Origin of the sequence: Georgenia deserti (genome assembly GCF_042680605.1) — a bacterium.
GTDB classification, from domain to species: domain Bacteria; phylum Actinomycetota; class Actinomycetes; order Actinomycetales; family Actinomycetaceae; genus Allobogoriella; species Allobogoriella deserti.
In genome coordinates this window covers 246,911-267,636 of record NZ_JBHUEE010000005.1, presented here as the reverse complement: position 1 = coordinate 267,636, position 20,726 = coordinate 246,911, and the positions used below count along the sequence as shown (strand labels likewise).

Genomic DNA, 20,726 nt, shown 5'->3' with positions numbered 1-20,726 from the left:
CCCTCTCGATGTGTCACGTCATCTGGTTGGACCAGTTGCTGGTGATACTTCCTGGTCGGACCTCGCACGTCAAGGGGTTCGCGGCATGGATATAGCTTGGCTATTCCGTGCCGAAGCGAGATTCGCGCAGAGTTCACGCGAAGGACAGCGCAGGCCGAGACGCACCGATCCTCGGCAGTTGGTTGGACCACTGTCGTTCGGGCACCCTGTAGGGTCACCCACATGTCGAGAAGCGTGAGGCATGCGTGAGATGGCGCGCCCGGCGAGCGTCCATGCACAGACCGTCGACCGACTGCTGACTGCCATCCGGGAAGAGCAGTTCGCGGTCGGCTCGGTCCTGCCGTCGGAACGCGCCCTCGCCCAGCAGCTCGGGGTCAGCCGCAATACGTTGCGCGAGGCGATCCGGGCGCTGGCCCACGCGGGCGCACTCGAGATCCGCGGCCGATCCGGCACGGTGGTCACGCCGAGTTCCACGTCGTACGACGCAGCCTTGCGCGCACGCGCGGAGGCCGCCGGCGAACAGAGCCCGCTCGACCTCATGGTCGCGCGTATGGCCGTGGAGCCCACCTGCGCCGAACACGCGGCGGCACAGGCGGGCGAGGCCGAGCTCGAGGCCATGCGAAACGCGCTGGAGCGACAGCACGAGGCCGTCATCGCCCACCAGGACCCGGCAGCCCCCGACCTGCTGTTCCACACCGCGGTCGCCGGCGCCACACGCAACCCGGCCCTGATCGCCCTGCAGGGGCAGCTCGCCCAGATGATGAGCGGCGACCTGTGGGCCGAACTCAAGGGACACGTGCGCCAGAGCGAGGACCACCTCTACCGCTACCTCACCCACCACGACCTCATCTTCGACGCGGTTCAGTCGGGCGACGGCCGGCGAGCCCGGCAGCTCATGATCATGCACCTGGTCGACATCGAGGAAGCACTGCTGGCCGACGCGACCTGATCAGGACCAGGTGAGGTGGACGACCTCGAGGAGCTCCAGCTCCTCCACGCTCACCCGGGCAATCCCCTCGACGACGTCGACGGGCACGCTCCGGTCCGCCACGACCAGCCGCGCCCGCACGGACACCGCCCCCTCGGGCAGGCGCACCCGGACCTCCTGGTCGGTCAACGGGATGAGCTCGTGACGCTGCCCTCGCATCGCCATCGGGTCGTTGAGGTTGACCAGACACGCCGCCAGTTCCCCGTCGCCGGCCAGCGTCGCGAGGTCGACCAGCCCGGCGCCGCGGACCTCGACCTGCGGCGAGTCGTCACCGCGCGCCCACGTCACGGCGTTGGCGATCAGCCTCCCGTGGTCCGCCTGCAGCGCCCTCCAGTAGACCTCGCCGAGGTTGAACGCGACGTACACGGTCCGCCCACCCGAGGGATGCTCGCGCGTGACGACGGCGGGCGGACCGTCGTAGGAGCGCGGATAGACCTCCTCCATGGGAAGGTCCGGGTACGCGGGGATGAACCGGAACGGCACATCGGTCCCCGGTTCCGCCCGAACATCGAGCAGCGTGGTGCCGCCGACGATCCGGCGCGCGCCGTCGTAGCCGCGGTTCAGCGGGTGATCACCCTCGAGTGCGATGTAGTTGTTCTTCACCGGACCGTACGCGTCGCGTTCGAGTCGGACGCCGAGCAGGTCCCCGAGCGCGAACTCCCGTGTCCCGCCCGGCGTCGCACGGGCACCCGAGTCGTAGCAGGCCACCACGCTTCCGCCGCGAGCGACGAACTGCTCGAGCACCTCGACGTGTGCCGGCGCCAGGTCGCAGGACGCCGGGAGCACGAGGACGCGCACACCGGCAAGTCGCTCGAGCGTCAAGATCTCGTCGGAGATGTACTCGAACGGGATACGCGCCTCGACCAGCGCCTGGTAAAGACCGTCCTCGTGCGCCCGGGGGTCCCGGTCGGACGGGGTCCACGGCGTCGGGCCGTCGGGAGCGCGGACGTCGAGGATCGCGACCTCGGCCACGTGCGTGAGGCGCTCGAGCAGCGGCTCGCACCGATGGTGCAACTCGAACGCCTCCGTCACCGGCTCGACCCAGCGAGGGTCGAAGATCTCCGCCTTGAACTTCGAGAACCACGGTCGCCCACCGTGGACGAACCCGTCGACGATGAAGCTCGTCAGTTCGGCCGGACTGGTGACCGAGTCCTTCCAGCGCAGCGCGTGATGCTCGGTGCCGACGGAGGCCAGCAACGCCACCGGGCGGTCGGGGAAGAGGCCACGGGCTCGTTTGCCGATCCGCCCCGGCGTCCATGCCGCCTCGTCCTCCCAGCGCCCTTGCTTGTCGATCACGAGCATCGGGTACCGGTCCTCGATCAGCTCACGCACAAGGTCCCGGGTGATGCGCGGGTTCCGGTTGGGGATGAACCGCACGTGCGGTTTCACGGCGCGCACAGCGTCGTCCCACAGTCCGACCAGTTCGCTGAACTTCGTGCTGCGCCACCGGGTGTAGGCCGCCCACGCCGGATCCGTGAGGTCACTGGGGCGGGGCAGCTCGTGGCCGGTCTCGGCCCGGAATCGTCTCGCGACGGGTTCGGAGTAGGACACGCCCTTGACCGACTCCCACCGGTTGGCAAACAGGGCGTCGACGTCGTACCGCTCGGTGATCTCCTGCGCGATCTGCGTGATGTGCTCGCTCAGGTACGTACTGAACGGATCCGTCCAGAAGACCCCGGGCATCGAATCGTGCTCGATCGGATTGCCCTCCTCATCCCGGGCGAGCCACTCCGGGTGGGCTTCGGCAGCGTCCTGATGAATCGCGTGCGGGTCGACGCGAGCCATCACGTGCATGCCGAGTCCGCGTGCGGCGTCGACCAGCTCGCCGAACGGGTCACCGCCGGCGAGATGCGCGCTGCGGTGATGGAAGGGCAGCTGCGTGGGATAGAAGGCCATGTACCCGCCGGCACTGAGGCACAACGCGTTGGACCGCGTGCGGCGCATGACGTCGATCCAGAAGTCGATGTCGAACGTTCCCGGGTCGTCGTCGGTGAAGGTGACCTGGGTCCACCGGGTCGCCGTCCGGAACCATTCCGGGGAACGGTCCGCGTCCAGGCCTTCGGGTCGAACATCTGCGAGCGCCACGGCGCCTCCTCCTGAGCTTCGTCGCTGAATTGTCAGACATGCTGACATGTACGTCATGGTCGTGGCAAGATCCTGCTATGAAGTGGAACGACTACGACGTCAGCGCCAACATCTCGCTCCTGTTCACCGACGTGCCCTATCTCGAACGATTCCGTGCCGCAGCGGACGCAGGCTTCACCTCGGTCGAATCATGGTGGCCGTTCCCCACCGCCGATCCCACGGCCACCGAGCTCGACGACGTCGCAGGCGCCGTCGCCGACGCCGGCGTGCGCCTGACCGGCCTGAACTTCTTCGCCGGCGACATGCCCGGTGGAGAACGCGGAATCGCGTGCCGGCCGGAGCGCGCGAACGAGCTCGAGACGGCGACCGAGGCGCTGCTGCACCTGGCCCGCGCCACCGGGTGTCGCGCGTTCAACCTCCTCTACGGCCAGCTCGACCCGTCCGAGAGCGAGAAGCAACAACGAGCCGTCGCCGTCCGCGCCTACCGTGCTGCGGCCGAGGCCGTCGACGAGATCGATGGGACGGTGCTCGTCGAACCGCTCGCGCACGGCCTCAACGGGGCCTACCCACTGACCACGCATCGTGACGCATTGGATCTCGTCGAGGAGGTCGGCTCCCCGCGCCTGGCACTGCTGGTGGACACCTTCCACCTGGGCCACAACGGCGTCGATGTCGCCGCCGCCGTACGCGAGACGCGCGGGAGGTTCGGGCACGTCCAGCTCGCCGACGCACCGGGCCGCGGTGAACCGGGCTCCGGCGACCTGAACTGGGACGAGATCGCACGGGCGCTGCGCGAGACCGGCTACACCGGCACCGTGGCGGCCGAGTACAAGCCGACGCGGCCCACGCGACAGACCCTGGGCTGGCTCGAGGCCTGACGGCACCGGCCGGTGGAAACTGTCATGATGTCTGGCGAGTGATCGCCACTGACATGGCCGGGATCTCGCCGTGCCGGAGGAAGGACGAGGTGTGTCGACAAGCCCCAGCCAGTTCAAGCTCGGCCCCACCTCGCTCACAGAGGCGCTCTTCGAGTCGCTGCGCACGCGGATCATCAACGGTGAGATCAAGCCCGGGGAGAAGGTCACCGAACAGCGCGTCGCCGGCGAGTACGGCGTGGCCCGGCCGACCGCCAAGTCATGCCTCGAACGCCTGACCAGTCTCGGCCTCCTCCGCAGGGTGGCGCACAAGTCCGCCGTCGTCCCGCGGCTGGACGAGCACGAGATCGAGGACCTGTTCTTCAGCAGGTCGACCTTCGAGGCGACCGCGGCGGCCCACCTCGCGCGCCGCCGTCACGTGCCGCAGGAGATGACGACGGCCCAGGAAGCCATGCAGGTCGCCGAGGACCACGGGAACTTCACCGAGCTCGTCCAGGCCGACATCGCGTTCCACTGGGGCCTGGTCCACGGCTTCGACAGTGAGCGGCTGACCCGGATGTACGAGATGATCTCGGGCGAGATCCATCTGACCATCGGGCAGTACCGCGCGCACCGGCGCACCTCGATCTCGACGGTGGTCGGTGAGCATCAGGCCGTAATGGACGCGATCGCCGCCGGCAACGAGGCGGGCGCCTGCGAGGCCCTCGTCAGTCACATCGCGCTGGCCCGGGACCGCGTGCTGGCCGAACTCCGCGAGGGCGGGACCACCGCCCGGGACTGACAGCGCGCCCGACTCTTCAGTACAGCCCTCCGTTGACGTCGACGACGGCGCCGTGCATGTGCCGGGCGTCCTCGCCGGCGAGGAAGGTGATCGTCTCGGCGACGTCGCGGCCCGTGGTCAGGCGCCGGGTGGGCATGGCGGCCGCGATGGACCGGCGTTGCTCCGCCGTCGTGACCTCCCACATCTGCGGGGTGTCCGGCGGGCCGGGGCAGACCACGTTGACCCGGATCCCGGTGCCGGCCAGCTCCGTGGCCAGGTGCCGGCCGAGCCCGATGAGTCCGTACCGCGCCACGGTGTAGTGCGGTCCCATCACGCTGCTGTACCGCCGGCCCGCGATCGAGGAGGTGATGACGATCGAGCCGCCCGCACCCAGGTGCGGCAGCGCCGACTTGATGGTCAGCATCGCCCCACGCAGGTTGATCCCGATCAGGCGGTTCCACTCCTCCAGCGTCAGGTCGGCCAGTGGCGTGGCCGAGCCGACGAACGCGTGGGTGACCACGACGTCGAGCCGACCGGCGTGCGCGAGGGCGGACCCGACCATCTCATGCTGGGACCTCTCCGAGGTCGGGTCGAAGGCCACGGTCGCCAGTGCTGCGCCGTCACGAGCGGCCGGCCGTTCCAGGTCCGCACCCGTCACCGAGGCTCCCGCCTCGAGGAACGCCTCCGCGGTCGCCTGCCCGATTCCGCCGGCCGCGCCCGTGACCAGGACACCGCGTCCGCTGAATTCTCCGGCCATCAGTACAACCCTCCGTTCACGTCGAGCACGGCGCCGTGGATCTGGCGGGCACGCTCACTCGCCGCGAAGGTCACGACGCCGGCCACGTCATCGGGCTCGGCGATCCGCCGCAGCGGGGTGGATTCGATGATCTTCTGCACCTGGTCCTCGGTGGAGTTGGCCGTGAGGATCGGGGAGTCGGTAGGCCCCGGTGCCACGCAGTTGATCCGTACGCCGGTCCCTGCCAGCTCGGCCGCCACGTGCCTGGTCAGGCCGATCAGGCCGTACTTGGAGACCGTGTAGTGCGCGCCGTTGGCGACGGACCTGGAGCGGCCGGCGATCGAGGAGATCACCACCACCGCTCCCCCGCCCCGTTCGATCATCGAAGGCAGCACGGATCGGACGCAGACCATGGTGCCGGTGACGTTGATGTCCCAGACGCGGTCCCACGACTCGACCGGCATGTCGGTGAAGTTCTCGGGAAAGCCGACGGCGGCGCTGGTGACAAGGACGTCGACGGCCCCGTGCTCGGCGGTCACCGCCGCCATCTCGCGGCGCACGGCCTCGGCGTCGGAGACATCCAGCCGGCGTGGGACCCAGCGTCCGGCGCCGTCCGGTTCGGGAGCCTGGTCGATGATGTCGAACCCGTACACGGTGGCTCCGGCGGCGAGGAACCTCCGGGCGGTGGCCCGCCCGATCCCGCTGCCCGAGCCGGTGATGGCTACGATCTGTGCCGGCATCGCTATCGCACCTCGAAGTCCATGGCGTTCTCCGACAGCACCTCACCGGCGCGGTCGGTGACGGCCATCTCGATCCGGTACCCGCCTGGCTCGGCGTCGGCCGGGACGGGCCAGATGACGTTGTCGCTCTGCTCGGCCGAGTCGGCCGGCAACGTCCCGGTGAAGGTGCGTCCGGTGACGTCCTCACCTCCGGCCGCGCGCCGGATCCGCCAGGAGATCTCGGCACCGTCGACGTCGGTGTCGTAGTCGTTCGTGACCCAGAGCTTCCCGGCGAACGTGCTGCCGCGCGGGTAGACCTTCTCCCGACCAAGCAGGTAGGGCGAGGCGGTGCGTTCGAAGCTGACCAGCACGCGGGTGTAGACGGCCTTCATCCAGTCGTAGACCTTGTACGGGCGCCGGTAGTAGTCGAGCAGGCCCGAACCGATGATCGGGCAGGAATCGCTCCAGTAGTAGAGGTACATCGAAGCCACCGGCGAGTACTTGCGCTGCCGGAAGAACTCGATCTGCTCCTTGACCACCAGCGCCTCGTAGGACTGGTAGTTGTCGATGAACTCCTCGAGCGAGTTGCCCACGTCGATCTTCGCCCCTTTGAAGGCGAGGTCGTAGAACAGGCCGTGGTACTCCCAGGTGTCCCAGTCCGGTGGCCAGAGCTTGTCCTCGGGGATGAAGGTCCTCAGCGTCTCCAGGTTCGGGATCGATGCGGCACCGAACTCGACGATCTGGGGTTGGACGATCGTCTGGTGCATGTCCCGGTCGCCGGGTTGGACGCCACCGATCATGAGGTTCTGGGCACCCTCGCGGTAGTCGCCGAGATGGATCCACCGGGTGGGGTCGACGGTCCCGAGGGTCTCCTTGAGGATCTGGCAGAGCCGGAAGTAGTTGTTCGGCTTGTCCGGCAGCAGGTAGATCTCCGGTTCCTTGAAGACCGACCACATCCCGATGCTCGCGTGGTTGACGAGCATCTCGCCCATGTCGCGGATCATCTCCGAGGCGCGGGCGATGAAGTCGTCGCTGTCGGAGACGCAGTAGTGCAGCGGGAAGACCTGCCAGACGAGGAACCCGAGCTCGTCGCACATCGTGTAGAACTCGTCCGGCTCGACGTGACTGCCGATGCGGATCGAGTTGATCTGCATGTCGAGCATCTTCTGCAGGTCCTCGCCCCACAGTTCCCGGTTGCCCTCGCTGAGCCACTGGGAGGTGATGTAGCGCATCCCGCGCAGGAAGATCCGCTTGCCGTTGAGGTACCACTGGCCGGTGGCGTCGTCGTGGGTGATCTCCTTGATGCCGAACGTCTGGTCGAGGTGGTCCTCACCCACCCGGATCGTGGCGGTGTACAGGTCCGGGCTGCCGTGGTCCCACGTCCACCACAGGCGGGCTTCGGCCACGGTGAGGACCAGCTTGACCACCGAGCGACCCGGCGGGAGCACGAGCGTGCGCTCGCCGCCGCGGGTCGCGGGCCCGTCGAAGGTCTTCGGGGTGACGGTCAGGTCGGCGTCGGCGACGACGGTCCGACCGGTCGTGTTGACCACGGCGACGTCGACGGCGACCAGACCGGATCCGTCGGGCTTGTCGAGCTGGTCGCCGAGCCAGTCCTTCTTAATCCCGATCCGGGTGAAGATGCGGACGTGGTCGACGTAGACCGACGGTCGCGCGACGAGATCGATGCTGCCCCAGGGGCCGCCCGAGGTGCCGTCCTGACGGAACTTCGTCATCGCCCCGGGCCGGTGCATGGCGTCGATCATGTGGCCCTTGATCTGGTTGATCGCGACGGCTTGATGGCGCTGGTAGTCGTCGGAGAGCGGGTTGTCGGAGAAGACGGCCTGGACGTACTCGGTGTCGTCGCGCGGGGCACCGTCCTTGAGGACGATGACGTTGTCGCCGCCTGGGTCCACCGCATCGGTGATGTCGAACTCGAACGGGTTGAACATGCCCTCGTGGTGGCCGAGGTAGACGTCGTTCACCCAGACGTCGGCGTAGTAGTCGACCGCCTCGAACCGGACGAACAGGCGCCCGCCGGCCAGCTCGTCCGGGACGGTGAAGTGCCGGCGGAACCACACGGTCCCGAAGTAGTCGCCGATCTCGGTGAGGTACCAGTTGGTCGGGAGATCGAGCTCGGGCCAGGAGCTGTCGTCGTGGTCGGCGCGGGCGTACTTCTCCGCCGCCGCGCCGTCGGGCTCGTCGTCCAGGCGGTACTTCCACGTGCCGTTGAGGGCCGCGGTCGGGCGGCCCTGGTGCAGTGAGATCACAGTTCCCCTTTGGTTCGTCTGACGTGCATGGCGAGGTCGGTGGCCGGGAAGGCGGTCGCCCGGACGGGCCCGCCGTCGGATCCGGTCAGGGCGATGGGCGCCGCGACGAGGAGCACCTCGCCCGGGAGGCGGTCGAGTCCGCGGAGATACTCGATGAGCCCGATCCCCCGGCGCAGCAGCCGGTCGTGCGTGACGAACTCCTCCGGCCCGCCCCGGCGGCCGGTGAGCGTGTGCCGGATGGCGGCGTCCTGCGGGAAGTCGAACCCGACGGCGCGCGGGTGCCGTTCGGCGATCCAGTCGGCCGCCTCCGGGTCGATCCACGGTGCGTCGGACCAGTACTCAGGTGTGGCGATGTCGCGTCTGCGGTCCCAGTCCGTACGGATCAGCAGGATGTCGTCATGCCCGACGTCGCCTCTCGCCTCCCGTAGCGCGGTAGCGGTGACCGGACTCGACTCGGGGACCGTGCTGACGTCGGCGACGAGGGCGCGTCCGATCCACGTGGTCGGCGGCATCGTCTCCAGGCCGCCGCCGTCGGCGACGACGTGGGCGGGGGCGTCGGCGTGGGTGAAGGCGTGGGCCGACATGGCGAACCGGCTGGTCTCGAACGGTCCGCCGTCGTCCAGGGTGTCGACGACGGTCCGCTCGTGCCGCCAGCGGAAGTGGTCCGAGTCGATCGGGAAGCTCAGGTCCACGGCGGCGCTGCCGATACCGGCGGCGAGCAGGTGCCCGCCGTCGACGGCGTTCTCCTCGGTGGACCCGGACCGGGTGTCGGCCGCGTTCATCCCTTGGCCCCCGTCGTCGCGATGCCTTCGACGAGGTACTTCTGTGCGGCGATGAAGAACCCGACCACCGGGGCGAGTGCCGCCATCGACATCGCGAACAGTGCTCCGTGCGAGGACTGCCCCGTCGCGTCGAGGAAGTTCCGCAGCGCGATCGGCACGGTGTGCGTCGACGGCTCGTTGAGGTAGATCAGCGGGGTGAAGAAGTCGTTCCAGGTCCAGATGAACGTGAAGATCGCGGTGGTGGCCAGCGCGGGCAGCGTCAGGGGCAGGATGATGCGCCAGTAGATACGGAACGGCCCGCACCCGTCGATCTTCGCCGCCTCGTCCAGCTGCCGGGGCAGGGACCGGATGAACTGCACCATGAGGAAGATGAAGAACGCGTCGGTGGCGAGGAACTTCGGCAGCACGAGCGGCCAGAACGTGTTCACCCAGCCGATCGCGGAGAACATCACGTACTGCGGGATCACCACTACGTGGTACGGCAGCATGATCGTGAGCAGGACGACGCCGAGGATCCAGCCCGCGGCCCGGAAGTTCAGCCGGGCGATGGCGAACGCGGCGAGCGAGCACGAGAAGAGATTCCCCAGCACGGCCGCCACCGAGACGATCAGCGAGTTGAGGAAGTAGACGTCGAAGCCGTAGGCGAGTGCGGTCCAGCCCTCGATGTAGTTCGCGAGCGTGAAATGCTCGGGCCACAACCCCGCGCTGGAGAAGATCTCCTCCTGCGGCTTGAACGAGCTGGAGAGCATCCACAGCAACGGGTAGAGCATGACGATCAGCGCGGCGATGAGCGCGACGTGCTTGAGCAACTGCTTGAACCGCGACGGCGCATGACCCGCCACCGTGGGCGTCCACCTCGGAGTACCTCGTGCGCTGCGTCGCGTCCGGCGTATGGGCAGCACTGCCATGGCTATTTCTCATCCCCGTAGAAGACCCAGTAACGCGAGCCGATGAAGTTCGCGGCCGTGAAGATGCCGATGCCGAGCAGCAGGACCCACGCCATGGCCGAGGCGTACCCCATCTCGAACTGCACGAATCCGCGTTGGTAGAGGTAGAGGGTGTAGAACAGCGTCGAGTCCACCGGCCCGCCGGTTCCCCCGCTGACGATGTAGGACGGGGTGAACGCCTGGAAGGCGTGGATGAACTGGAGGACCACGTTGAAGAACACGACGGGTGTGAGCAACGGCAACGTGATCCGGAAGAACTGGCGGATCCGGCCTGCGCCGTCAACCGCCGCGGCCTCGTAGTACTCCCGTGGGATCTGCCGCAAGCCCGCCAGGAAGATCACCATCGGCGACCCGAAGGTCCACACGTTGAGCACGATCAGCGTGGACAGCGCCCACTCCGGGTTGCCGATCCAGCTGATCTGCGGAACGCCGAACAGCCCGACCAGGTCGTTGAAGATCCCGTCCGCGCCGAAGACCTGCCGCCACAGGATCGCGATGGCCACACTGGAGCCCAGCAACGAGGGCAGGTAGAACGCGCTGCGGTACAGCCCCATCCCGCTCAGGCCGCGGTTGAGCACGAGCGCAAGCCCCAGCGCGAACGCCAGCTGCAACGGCACCGAGATGAACACGTACCGCACCGTCACGCCCACGGAGGTGAAGAATTTGGGGTCCTGGAACAGCTCGCGATAGTTCTCCAGCCCCACCCAGGTGGGGGCGGCGACGAGCGGGTAGTCGGTGAACGAGATGACCAGCGAGGCGATCATCGGGATCGCCGTGATACCGATGAAACCGAGCAGCCAGGGCGTCAGCATGACCCAGGCAGCCCTGGCCTCTCGCCGGTTCTGCCTCGAGATGGGCGGATCCTTCTTGCGCGTCATCGGGTCCGTTCCGTCGGTGGTGTGGGCTCGGGATCGGCGCGGGGACACGGCGGTGCGCCGGGACCTGGCGCCCGGTGTGCCCGGCTCAGTCCGCGCCGATGGCGGCGGCGAGGTCGTCGACAAGACGTGCTCCAGCCTCGGCCGGGGTCAGGTCGCCGAAGGCGACGGCGAGTCCCACCTCGGTCATGATCGTGTCGGACTGGCCGCTGCCCGGCGGGCGCGGCGTGGCGTAGACGGAGATCGGCGCCACCTCGTTGGCGAAGTCGAGGACCTGCTGGTCCACCTCTGAGAGGTTCCCCGCGACGGTCTCCTCCCAGTTGCTGTTGCCGGGGGTACCGAGCTCGAGGCCGAAGATCTCGTTCGCCCTGGGGTCGTTGACGAAGAAGTCGATGATGCTCGCGCCGTCCTCCTTGACCTGGGAGGCCTCGTTGACGCACACGAAGCTGCCGATGACGAAGGCCGCAGGCTCGGCGCCGATCTGCGGGAACGGGGCCAGGCCGAGGGGATTGTCCTCCCCGAGCGCGGTCTGGAAGGTGACGAGCTGGTTCGAGTTCTGCACGTGCATGGCGGCGTTCGCCTGCGCGAACATCGTGTCCTCGAAGGGCGCGCCCTGGTTCTCGGAGGCGGACTCGGCGGACTGGCACAGTCCTTCGTCGAGCATCTCCCGCCAGTACCGGAACCATTCCTCGGCGTCGGCAGCCTCGAAGTTGAGCTCCGCGGACGCGTCCGGCGCGAACATGGACTTGCCGTTCTGGACCAGCATCGTCTCGAACGGAGGGCCGGCGATCGCCTGGTAGGTGGTCCCTGCCTGGTTGTCCTCCAGCGCGTCCCGGAAGCCCTCGCAGGCCTCGTAGAAGGTGTCCCAGTCCCAGTCGACGGTCGGCAGGTCGATGCCGGCCTCCTCGAACAGGCGCCGGTTGTACATCGTCGCGGGGATGGTGGCGCCCACGAGCAGCATCACCAGGGTCCCGTCGAAGCGGCCGGCATCCAGCGACTCGGCGGAGAAGTGCGAGAGGTCGAGGTGGCCCTGCTCGGCGAGCGCCTCGAGGTCGGCCAGCTGGCCGTGCTGGGCGTAGTCGGCGACCTGGCGCTCGGTCACATGCAGCACGTCCGGCGCGTTACCACCGGCGAACTGGGTGGGCAGGCGCTCGAAATACCCGCCGTAGTCGGCGTACTCGCGCTCGATCGTCACGCCCTCGTGTTCGGAGGTGTACAGGTCGTAGATCTCGTTGTACTTGGCGTGGCGGACGTCGCCGCCCCACCACGCGACCCGGACGCGGGTCTGCCCGGAGCCGCCTCCGCCCGAGCCGTTGCCACCAGTGCCGCGGCTGCCGGTGCACGCCGAGAGGGCGACGAGCCCGGCGCCGAGCGTCCCCGCTCCGGCGAGCCGGAGGAAGGTCCGTCGATCGTTGTTCTGAACCACTGTGAACTCCTTCGGTCACACAACTGTCCGGTCTGATCGGATCGGATCACGAGCATATTCGAGGTGACTTTCGCGCCGATCGGCTCAGCCTTGGGCAGATAGCGGCAATGACAGGCAATCTATCCGATCCGATCGGATCCGAAACTACCGTGTGCTGGGTCACAACGCAAGAGCCCCTCAGCCGAGGATGTCGGTCGGCGGAGCGAGTGCGTCCGCGGCGTCGAGGATCGCGTGGGCGACGACGAGCGTGGCGAGCCCGTCACGGACCGTGGGAGCGTCGGCGCGCTCCGCGCCACGGACGAGCTCGAGGAACGCCGATGTCTCGCCGTCGTACCCCATGTCTCCGGCAATCGCCGCCGGGTACTCGGTGCGCTCCTCGGCTGCCTCCCCCGTTCGGCTGCGTAGGGCGGTCGAGGTCCACATGTCCTCGCCACCGACGACGGCGGCCCCTCGCTCCCCCAGCACGGCGGTCTGGTTGTACCCCACCGCTGAGGTCCACGAGAGTTGGAGCGTTCCCAGTCCGCCACCGGTGAAGCGGACGGCGGCGGCGACGTTGTCGTCGAAGCCGGGCAGGTCCGGGCGCGACTCCACGGTGGCGCCGACCGCGGTGGCGATCTCACCGCCGAGCCATCGCAGGAGGTCGATGTCGTGGGACAGCGATTCCATCGTGACTCCGCACCGCCTGTCCGGATCGATGCGCCAGTTGCCGGGCGCGGGACGGACCGTTCCGCCGCGGGTGCGCACGATCTGCAGGGTCCTGCCGAGCGCGCCGGATCCGACGAGCCGGTGTAGGTCGCGGTAGGGCTGGTGCCAGCGCCGCATGAATCCCATCATGAACGGCACTCCTGCCGCCTCGACGAGCTGCGCGATCTGACGGCCGTCCTCGACCGTGGCGGCAAGCGGCTTCTCGCACAGGACGGGTCGGCCGGCGGCGAGCGTCTGCTCGATGATCGACACTCGCGCGCTCGGCGGAGTGAGGACGTACACCGCGTCCACCCGGTCGACGAGCTCCGTCACCGAGCCGACGACGTCGGCGCCCGTGCGCGCGGCCAGGTCGTGCGCGGCAGAGGGGTCGAGGTCGACGACACTGGTGATCGCGACGTCGCTGTGCCGCCGGAGAGCGGCGACGTGGTGGTGGGCGATGCCGCCGGCGCCGATGATGCCGATCCGCATGGTGTCTCCCTCGTGTGTGTCGGCCGTCGGGGGTCGGGTGGAGCGGTGCCGACGTGCTCGGCGTCAGCTGTGTGCCAGGTCAGTCGAAGGCCGCACGGAAGCGGTCTGCGGAGGCTTCGATGTGCCGATGCATCGCGGCCGCGGCCGCAGCCGGATCGCCGGCGCGGACCGCCTCGACAATGGCGGCGTGCTCGCCGACCGCGCGCGTGGTGATGAGTTCGTCGTTGGCCAGGCGGAAGAGATGGATGTGGGTGTGCAGGCGGGCGAGGGACTCCTGGACGAGGTGGTTGCCACCGGCCCGGGCGACGGCGTCGTGGAACTCGGCGTCCCGGAGCGAGAAGTCCGCGTAGGCACGCATGTCCAGGGCATGCCCCACGCCGCCCATGCGTTCGGCCAGTGCCGCCAGTCCGGCGGCGTCCTCGGCGCGCGGCCGCTCCGCCGCGTGGCCGGCGGCGACCGGCTCGAGGAGCAACCGGAGCTCGACGAGGTTCTCGAACTGCTCGCGCGTCATCCTCGGCACCACGCGATAGCCGGCCAGGTGGTGGCGCACCACCAGGCCGTCCTGCTCGAGGCGGTGCAGCGCCTCGCGGATCGGGGTCTGGGAGACCTCGAGTTCGCGGCCGAGCGCATCGATCGTCACTCGGGCGCCCGGACCGAGCCGGGCGGAGAGAACCCGGGAGAGCAGCTCGTCGTAGACCTCGTCCGCGATCGGTGTCGGGCCGGCCTTCGCGCGCCGTCGCGCCCGGCCGGCCGCAGGTGGGGTCATCGCACCGCGCCCCCGGATCCCGGGACGGGTTGCCGCGCCACGCCTCCGGCCGGTACGGCCACCGGTTCCCCGTCGCGAGCGGCGGAGAGCTCGGCCAGCTCGATGATCTCGACGACCCGGCGGGCGTGCGTCGGCGGAACCCGCAACGGCCGACCGTGCCGGACGGCCGCGGCAACGTCGTCGTAGATCTGAGCCCCCAGCCGCCCGGGCGGCCGCAGGCCGCTGACGACCCGGTCCTCGCCGTCGTGGCGGCGGATCTCGATCCGAGTGCCGTCCGGGGCCACGGCCATCCCCTCGCTGCCCCAGACTGCGGCCCTGGCCGGGGCGAGGCCGGTGCGGCGGAAGATCTCCGCGTGGACGGTGACACCGGAGTCGGTGGTGAGGTCGAGCCCGATCCAGTCCTCGACGTCCTCTCCGTCCGCGCGGTGCGTCCGGCCGGCCACGGAGCAGACCTCACCGCCGGCGAGCAGCAGCGCGTGGTCGATGACGTGCGGACCGACGAGGCGTGCCACTCCCCCGCCGCTGCGCCGCCGGAGCACCCACGGGACCACCTCGGTCCCGGCGTGCGGCGCGCCGGGGGTCGCGGTGACGTAATGGCCCTGATGCCCGCGGGCGAGGGTGAGGTGCCACGGTGTGCCGATCTCCCCGGAGCGGAGGAGCTCGGCCAGGGCGGTGACGTCCTCCTCCCACCGGCGTTGGTGGTGCACGGCCAGGACCCGGCCGGCGCGGTCCGCCCGGGCGATGAGGTCGTCCGCCTCGGCGACGGTCACCGTCATCGGCTTCTCGACGAGCACATGGCGCCCGGCCTCCAGCGCGGCGGCGGCCACCGGGTGATGCAGATCGTGCGGCAGCGCGACGACCACGAGGTCGACGTCCGCGGCCACGGCGGCCTGCCAGTCCGTAGTGCGGACTGTGCCGTCAGGAAGGTCGAGCGAGTCGAGCGTGGCGGCGTGCGCGGCGGCGACCGCACGCACCTCGAACCGCGGATCGGCCCACAGCAGGGGCAGGTGGTAGTGACGCCCACTGTTGCCGGCGCCGATCAACGCGGTCCGGATCGGCTCCTCCGCGGCGCTCACGCGAGCGCCTCCTCGATCCCGACCACCTCACCGCCGCGGGCGGCCGAGAGGTAGGCGGCCTCCATGATGCCCATCGTCCGGAGGTTGTCCCGCCCGCTGTGCCGGGGCTCGCGTCCCTCCCGGACAGCGGTGGCGAGCTCGCGCATGCTGAGCCCGTAGCTGCGGCTCGCGTGTCCGCCGTCGTCGGCGCGGTCCGGGAAGAGCTCCTCCTCGGGACCGCTGCCGAAATCGGCTCGTGCGCGGGCGTCGCCCGCCATCGGTCCCGGCCGCTGCACCACGGCGGACCCCGTGGTGGTGTCGATGCGGAAGTCGTTGACCGGCAGGGAGCGGGCGAGCCAGGTGGAGGTCAGGTGGGCGATGACGCCGCCATCGAAGGTGACCAGCAGCGCGGTGAGTTGTTCACCCGGGATCGGCTCGGCCTCCAGCCCGCGCCTGGTGCGGGCGGAGACGGTGACGGGCTCGGTGCGGGCGAGCCACTGCAGCCGGTCGATGAGGTGGACGCTGAAGATGGCCATCTCGAGTTTGTGCTCCTCGGCCCGCCACTGTCCCGGGCGTTGGCGGCGGTCCTGGAAGCTGCGCGCCTCGAGGTAGACGGCACTGCCGGCGTCGGGCCTGTCCAGCCGCTGATCGAGCCACTGATACTCCGGGAACCAGCGGAAGTTCTGGCCGACGGCCAGGCGCACCCCGGCGGACTCGGCCGCCTCGGTATAGCGCACGGCCCGGGCGCCGGTGGTGGCGAACGGCTTCTCCACGAGCAGGTGCAGCCCGGCGGCGAGCGCGGGGTCGATGACCTCGTCCCGCACGGCGGGCGGGGTGAGCAGCGCGAGGACGTCGACCTCCCCGGAGGCGATGAGGTCCTCGGCGCGGGCGAAACGCCGCGGGACCTCGTGCCGGTCGCAGAAGGTCTCGAGTACCTCGGCGCGTGGGTCGCAGGCGGCAGTGATCTCGACGACGTCGCCGGCCGCCTGCCGGTAGCCCGTCGCGTGCTGGTGCGCGACCCAGCCGGTACCGACCAGGCCGACCCGCAGCCGATCACTCATCGCCGGCTCCCGGCAGTGCGTACCAGCGGGTGGCCGTACCGCCCAGGACGTCCGTGAGCGCCGCGGCCGGCACCACCTCGCGTGCGGCCGCGGCGACGGCGTCCCAGGCGGTCGCGTAGTCCGTCTGCAGCAGCACCACGGGCCAGTTGCTGGCCGCCATACACCGGTCCGGGCCGAACCGCTCGAGGACGGCTCGGACCCAGGACCCCACGGCCTCGACCGGCCAGTGCTCCGCCCGCGCGAGAACCGCGACACCGACGGAGAGCTTGACGGCGACGTTCGGGCAGGCGGCGAGCGCGTCGAGCCCGCGGTACCACGAGTCGGTCTCGCCGTCGGTGAGCGGGGGCGAGCCGAGGTGATCGACGACGATCCGCAGCTGGGGAACGGCGCGGGCCACGCGGACGACGGTCTCGCGTTGTGCCGCGGTGACCGGCACGACGTCCCAGGCCAGGCCGGCGGCGGCGAACTCGTCGAACGCGGCCAGTGCCGTCCGGTCCGACGCCCAGTCGATCGGGTCGGTGCCGATGAGCCGGCGCAGACCGACGACGGGAGCCGCTGCGGATCGGTCGGCGCGCGCCCGCAGATCGGAGACGAGGTCCCGGCAGCGGGCCGGGTCCTCCAACGGCGCCCAGGCGACGATCCCCCGGACGAAGGGTTCGGCAGCGTAGCTCAGCAGCCGGTCGTTCTCCTCGGGAGCATCGACGGACTGCATGACGACGGTGCCGGTCACTCCGGCGCGGGCCAGATCAGCGGTGAGGTCGGCGGGTTCGTAGGCGCGGTGCAGGATGTCCTGCCCGGGTGGTTGCCAGGACTGGGTGGGCACCGCCCGGGCGGGCCAGAGATGGTGGTGGGAGTCGATGACGAGCGGGGAGCTCGTGTTCTCGGATGGCGGCATCAGTGTCCTTCGAAGTCGGCCGGGCGGCGGGCGAGGAACGCCTCGACGCCCTCGCGGAAGTCGCGGCTGCCGTAGATCTGGCGGTAGACGTCCTCGACCTCGACCGTGGCGAGGGCGGCATCGATGCGGCGTTCCAGTTCCTTGAACGAGGCGAGGCTCAGCGGTGCCGCGCTGCGGATCGCGGCGAGCATCTCCTCCAGCGCGCTCTCGAGCTCGTCCGCCTCGCACAGGCGAGTGACGAAACCGGCGTGGGTGGCTTCCTCGGCCCCGACGAGACGGCCGGTGAGCAGCATCTCGCTGGTGCGACGCCGCCCGAAGCACTGCTGCAGCCGCGCCATCGAGGTGGCCGAGAGGGTGTTGCCCAGGGTGCGGGCGATCGGCGAGCCGAAGCGGGCGGCCGGGGTGGCGAGGACCAGGTCGCTCAGCGCCGCGAGGACGAGACCGCCACCGACGCACACCCCGTCGACGACGGCGATCACCGGGACGCGCAGGTCGAGCAGCGCCTGCTGCACCGCCCGCATCCGCGCCTCGTAGGCGACCCCGTCCGCGCCGGTACGGATCTGCTGCAGGTCGCCGATGTCGGTGCCGCCGGCGAAGGCGCCGCCGGCGCCCCGCAGGACGACGACGCGCACACCCCGGTCGGCGGCGGCCTCGCGACACGCCTGTTCGAGGGTGTCGTACATCGCGGCGGTGAGGGCGTTGCGCTTCTCGGGCCGGGCGATGGTGAGCGTGAGGATGTCGTCGGTGCGCGCGACGTCGACCTCGCCGCTCATGACCTGCCTCCCCCGACGATTTCCTCGTGGTGCTCGTCGAGCAACGGCGGCGGCCGCCGTGTCACGGCGGGCGTCCCGCTCATCTTGACCGGAAAGCCGAGGGTCTGGACCTCTCCCTCGACGGGGTGCGGGATGGACTGGACCATCTCGCGTGCCCGGGTGTGCTCGTCCGCGAGGACCTCGTCGTAGGTGCGGATGGGACCGGCCGGAACGCCGCCGGCGAGCAGGTGCTCGACCCAGTGGTCCGTACCGTGCTCGGCGAGGATCTCCTCGATGACGACGGCGAGCTCGGCCTTGTTCCGCATCCGGTCCGGGTTGGTCGCGAACCGCTCGTCGTGCTCGAGCTCCGGGCGCCCCAGGGCCTGGCACAGGAAGTGCCAGAGGCGCTGGTTGTTCGCCCCGATGGTCATCCACCCGTCCGCGGTGCGGAACGCCTGGTACGGGGCGGACATCCGGTGGGAGGAACCGGTGCGGCGCGGGACGTTCCCGCTGGACCAGTACTCGGTGGCCTCCCAGACGGTCAGGGCGATCGCGGCGTCGTACAGCGAGGTCTCGATCCGCTGTCCTTCACCGGTACGCAGCTTGTGCACGTAGGCGGCGAGGATGCCGGAGAGGCAGAACAGGCCGGAGCCGAGGTCGGCCACCGGCACACCCGCCTTCGCGGGCGGCCCGTCCGGGTGCCCGGTCAGCTCCAGGATGCCGGCCATGCCCTGGGCGATGAGGTCGTACCCCGGCCGCTGCGCGTAGGGCCCGGTCTGTCCGAAGCCGGAGATGCTGGCGTAGATCAGCCCGGGGTTGAGCTCGCGGAGCGTGTCGTACCCGATGCCGAGCCGGTCGACGACGCCGGGCCGGAAGTTCTCGATGACGACGTCCGCCGTCGTCGCCAGTTCGAGGAACTCGGCCCGGCCGTCGTCGGAGCGCAGGTCGAGCACGACGCTGCGCTTGTTCCGGTTGAGCGCGAAGAACGCCGGCCCGTCGTCCCCTTTGCCGGACCGTCCCCACGAGTGCCGCGTCTGGTCCCCGCCGCCGGGCGGTTCGACCTTGATGACGTCGGCACCGAGATCGGCGAGCTGCATGGTGCAGAACGGTCCGGCCATGACCTGGGTGAGGTCGATGACCCGCATGCCTTCGAGCGCGTGCACGTCTCTCCTTCGATGGTGCAGTGGTTTGCCGGGGCCGGGCGGGATCAGCCACCCGCCTGGCTGACGGCCTCCTGGTGGAACTGCTCGGCCGCCTGGTCCAGCGGGGTGCCCTGGAGAGCCATCTCCTCGTACATGCGGGTGAACTCCTGCTGGAAGATGGCGGCGAACGCCTGGCCGTACAGCGTGCGTCCGACACCGGCGTCCGTGAGCTGCTGATACAGCTCCAGCTCGGCATGCTTGGCCTCACTCAGCTCGGGGTCCTCGAGGAGTGCCTCGAGGTTCTCCGTCTGGGTGTTGGCTCCGTTGTCCGAGCCGTACGCGAGCGCGGCCTCGGGGTCGTTGACGAAGAAGTCGATGAACGAGGCCGCGGTCGCGACGTTCTCGCAGTTCTCGGCGATGGACAGGCCGGAGAGCCACAGGGCACTGCCGGCGGTGCCGTCGGAACCGGACGGCAGCGGGAAGACGGCCAGCTCGTCCCCCGGAGAGGCTTCGTCGATGGTCTCCTGGACGGTGCCGAGGGCGTTGGCGGGCCAGATGTGCGCAGCGCGGTCGCCGGCCGCGAAGTCGCTCTGCTCGACGGGCTGGTTGCGCTGCTCCACACCCACCTCGGCGGAGTCGATGGCACCGCTGTCGGCGAGGGCGTTGACCCACTCCCAGTACCCGGCGACGGTGTCCGGCTCGAACGCGATGCCGTTCTCGTCGTAGAGCTCCTCGCCGTGGCTACGGACCCAGGCCTCGAAGAGGTCGGTGTGCTGGCCGACGTTGCTCATGGCCGGTTCCCCGGTCTCCTCGGAGATCTGGGTCAGCCAGTCAGCCAGCCAGTCCCAGTCGTAGTTCTCCGGCGGCGTCTCCAGGCCGAGCTCCTCGACCTGCGTCACGTTGACCATGAGGGAGCCGAACGCGGCGCCGTACGGGATCATGTAGAGGTTGCCGTCCGCCCCGCGGCCGCTGTCGAGCACCTCGTCGGGGATGTGCGAGGTGTCGATGGCCCCGGACTCGACGATGTCGTCGAGGGGCATCAGGGCACCGCGGTCGGCATAGTCGGCCAGGGTGCGGTTCTGCATCTGCGGCAGGCACGGCAGGTTCCCGCCGGAGGCCTGGACGGTCATGTTCTCCCAGTGGCTGGTGAACTCGCCGGTGGTGCCATTGACGGTGACCTCGGGGTGCTCGTCCATGTAGAGGTCGATGACCTCCTGGGTACGTTCGTTGCGCCCCGGACCGCCCCACCAGGTGTACTGGATCTGCCCGGCGACCTCACCGTCCGCGGCCGCTTCGGCGGCCTCCTCGGGCGAGTTCCCGCCGCCGCAGGCGGCGAGGGCGAGTGAGGTCACGAGGACCGCACCCAGTGCTACGGGTTTCCGCGCGATGCGCATGGGGATCTCCTTCGATCGTCTCTGACGC

Annotated in this window: 19 protein-coding genes; 3 read left to right on the top strand and 16 right to left on the bottom strand. The window is 69.8% G+C overall.

All coding sequences use genetic code 11. From position 1 onward, the window contains the following. The first annotated feature begins 241 nt into the window (after positions 1–241). Positions 242–949, top strand: a complete 708-nt coding sequence (locus ACFSE6_RS11365) for a FadR/GntR family transcriptional regulator (RefSeq protein ID WP_388006723.1) — start codon at positions 242–244, stop codon at positions 947–949. On the opposite strand, the gene ACFSE6_RS11360 is transcribed toward ACFSE6_RS11365, so the two are convergent. Continuing rightward, entirely contained in the window at positions 950–3,073 is a 2,124-nt protein-coding gene (locus ACFSE6_RS11360; RefSeq protein ID WP_388006720.1) for a family 10 glycosylhydrolase, read from the bottom strand. It abuts the gene before it with no gap. 77 nt (positions 3,074–3,150) lie between these two features. On the opposite strand from ACFSE6_RS11360, the gene ACFSE6_RS11355 reads away from it, so the two are divergent. Together ACFSE6_RS11355 and ACFSE6_RS11350 are read left to right on the top strand one after the other, a co-directional pair. Next, the gene (locus ACFSE6_RS11355) at positions 3,151–3,951 is read left to right on the top strand and encodes a hydroxypyruvate isomerase family protein (protein ID WP_388006717.1); all 801 of its coding nucleotides are present in this window, start codon (positions 3,151–3,153) and stop codon (positions 3,949–3,951) included. 91 nt (positions 3,952–4,042) lie between these two features. Continuing rightward, positions 4,043–4,729, top strand: coding sequence for a GntR family transcriptional regulator (locus tag ACFSE6_RS11350; protein ID WP_388006714.1), 687 nt, complete (start codon positions 4,043–4,045; stop codon positions 4,727–4,729). A gap of 16 nt (positions 4,730–4,745) precedes the next feature. Here ACFSE6_RS11350 and ACFSE6_RS11345 read toward each other — a convergent pair whose 3' ends face one another. From ACFSE6_RS11345 to ACFSE6_RS11275, 15 genes are all read right to left on the bottom strand, one after another. Further along, positions 4,746–5,465, bottom strand: coding sequence for an SDR family NAD(P)-dependent oxidoreductase (locus ACFSE6_RS11345; protein ID WP_388006711.1), 720 nt, complete (start codon positions 5,463–5,465; stop codon positions 4,746–4,748). Then, positions 5,465–6,184, bottom strand: coding sequence for an SDR family NAD(P)-dependent oxidoreductase (locus ACFSE6_RS11340; RefSeq protein WP_388006708.1), 720 nt, complete (start codon positions 6,182–6,184; stop codon positions 5,465–5,467). The genes ACFSE6_RS11345 and ACFSE6_RS11340 overlap by 1 nt, the downstream gene beginning before the upstream one ends. Positions 6,185–6,186: 2 nt before the next feature. After that, a complete protein-coding gene (locus ACFSE6_RS11335; RefSeq protein WP_388006705.1) occupies positions 6,187–8,430 on the bottom strand; it encodes a glycoside hydrolase family 2 protein in 2,244 nt (747 codons plus the stop codon). After that, entirely contained in the window at positions 8,427–9,212 is a 786-nt protein-coding gene (locus ACFSE6_RS11330) for a cyclase family protein (RefSeq protein WP_388006703.1), read from the bottom strand. Before ACFSE6_RS11330 ends, ACFSE6_RS11335 begins: the two co-directional genes overlap by 4 nt. Next, complete coding sequence (locus ACFSE6_RS11325; protein WP_465254143.1) at positions 9,209–10,120, bottom strand: carbohydrate ABC transporter permease; 912 nt, start codon at positions 10,118–10,120, stop codon at positions 9,209–9,211. The genes ACFSE6_RS11330 and ACFSE6_RS11325 overlap by 4 nt, the downstream gene beginning before the upstream one ends. A gap of 2 nt (positions 10,121–10,122) precedes the next feature. Beyond that, a complete protein-coding gene (locus tag ACFSE6_RS11320; RefSeq protein ID WP_388006698.1) occupies positions 10,123–11,037 on the bottom strand; it encodes a carbohydrate ABC transporter permease in 915 nt (304 codons plus the stop codon). A gap of 85 nt (positions 11,038–11,122) precedes the next feature. After that, on the bottom strand, positions 11,123–12,460 hold the full coding sequence (locus ACFSE6_RS11315) for an ABC transporter substrate-binding protein (protein ID WP_388006695.1): 1,338 nt from the start codon (positions 12,458–12,460) through the stop codon (positions 11,123–11,125). Positions 12,461–12,637: 177 nt separating this feature from the next. Next, on the bottom strand, positions 12,638–13,633 hold the full coding sequence (locus ACFSE6_RS11310) for a Gfo/Idh/MocA family protein (RefSeq protein WP_388006692.1): 996 nt from the start codon (positions 13,631–13,633) through the stop codon (positions 12,638–12,640). Positions 13,634–13,712: 79 nt separating this feature from the next. Then, positions 13,713–14,399 (bottom strand): GntR family transcriptional regulator, encoded by a 687-nt coding sequence (locus tag ACFSE6_RS11305; RefSeq protein WP_388006689.1) that lies wholly within the window; start codon positions 14,397–14,399, stop codon positions 13,713–13,715. Next, the gene (locus tag ACFSE6_RS11300; RefSeq protein WP_388006686.1) at positions 14,396–15,475 is read right to left on the bottom strand and encodes a Gfo/Idh/MocA family protein; all 1,080 of its coding nucleotides are present in this window, start codon (positions 15,473–15,475) and stop codon (positions 14,396–14,398) included. The genes ACFSE6_RS11305 and ACFSE6_RS11300 overlap by 4 nt, the downstream gene beginning before the upstream one ends. Beyond that, positions 15,472–16,515, bottom strand: a complete 1,044-nt coding sequence (locus ACFSE6_RS11295; protein WP_388006683.1) for a Gfo/Idh/MocA family protein — start codon at positions 16,513–16,515, stop codon at positions 15,472–15,474. Before ACFSE6_RS11295 ends, ACFSE6_RS11300 begins: the two co-directional genes overlap by 4 nt. Beyond that, on the bottom strand, positions 16,508–17,410 hold the full coding sequence (locus tag ACFSE6_RS11290) for an amidohydrolase family protein (protein WP_388006680.1): 903 nt from the start codon (positions 17,408–17,410) through the stop codon (positions 16,508–16,510). The genes ACFSE6_RS11295 and ACFSE6_RS11290 overlap by 8 nt, the downstream gene beginning before the upstream one ends. After that, complete coding sequence (locus tag ACFSE6_RS11285; protein ID WP_388006677.1) at positions 17,410–18,183, bottom strand: enoyl-CoA hydratase; 774 nt, start codon at positions 18,181–18,183, stop codon at positions 17,410–17,412. Before ACFSE6_RS11285 ends, ACFSE6_RS11290 begins: the two co-directional genes overlap by 1 nt. Then, positions 18,180–19,325 carry a CaiB/BaiF CoA transferase family protein gene (locus tag ACFSE6_RS11280; protein WP_388006674.1) on the bottom strand — a complete coding sequence of 382 codons (1,146 nt, stop codon included), beginning with the start codon at positions 19,323–19,325 and terminating at the stop codon, positions 18,180–18,182. Before ACFSE6_RS11280 ends, ACFSE6_RS11285 begins: the two co-directional genes overlap by 4 nt. 44 nt (positions 19,326–19,369) lie before the next feature. Next, positions 19,370–20,698, bottom strand: a complete 1,329-nt coding sequence (locus tag ACFSE6_RS11275) for an ABC transporter substrate-binding protein (RefSeq protein WP_388006671.1) — start codon at positions 20,696–20,698, stop codon at positions 19,370–19,372. Positions 20,699–20,726: the final 28 nt, after the last annotated feature.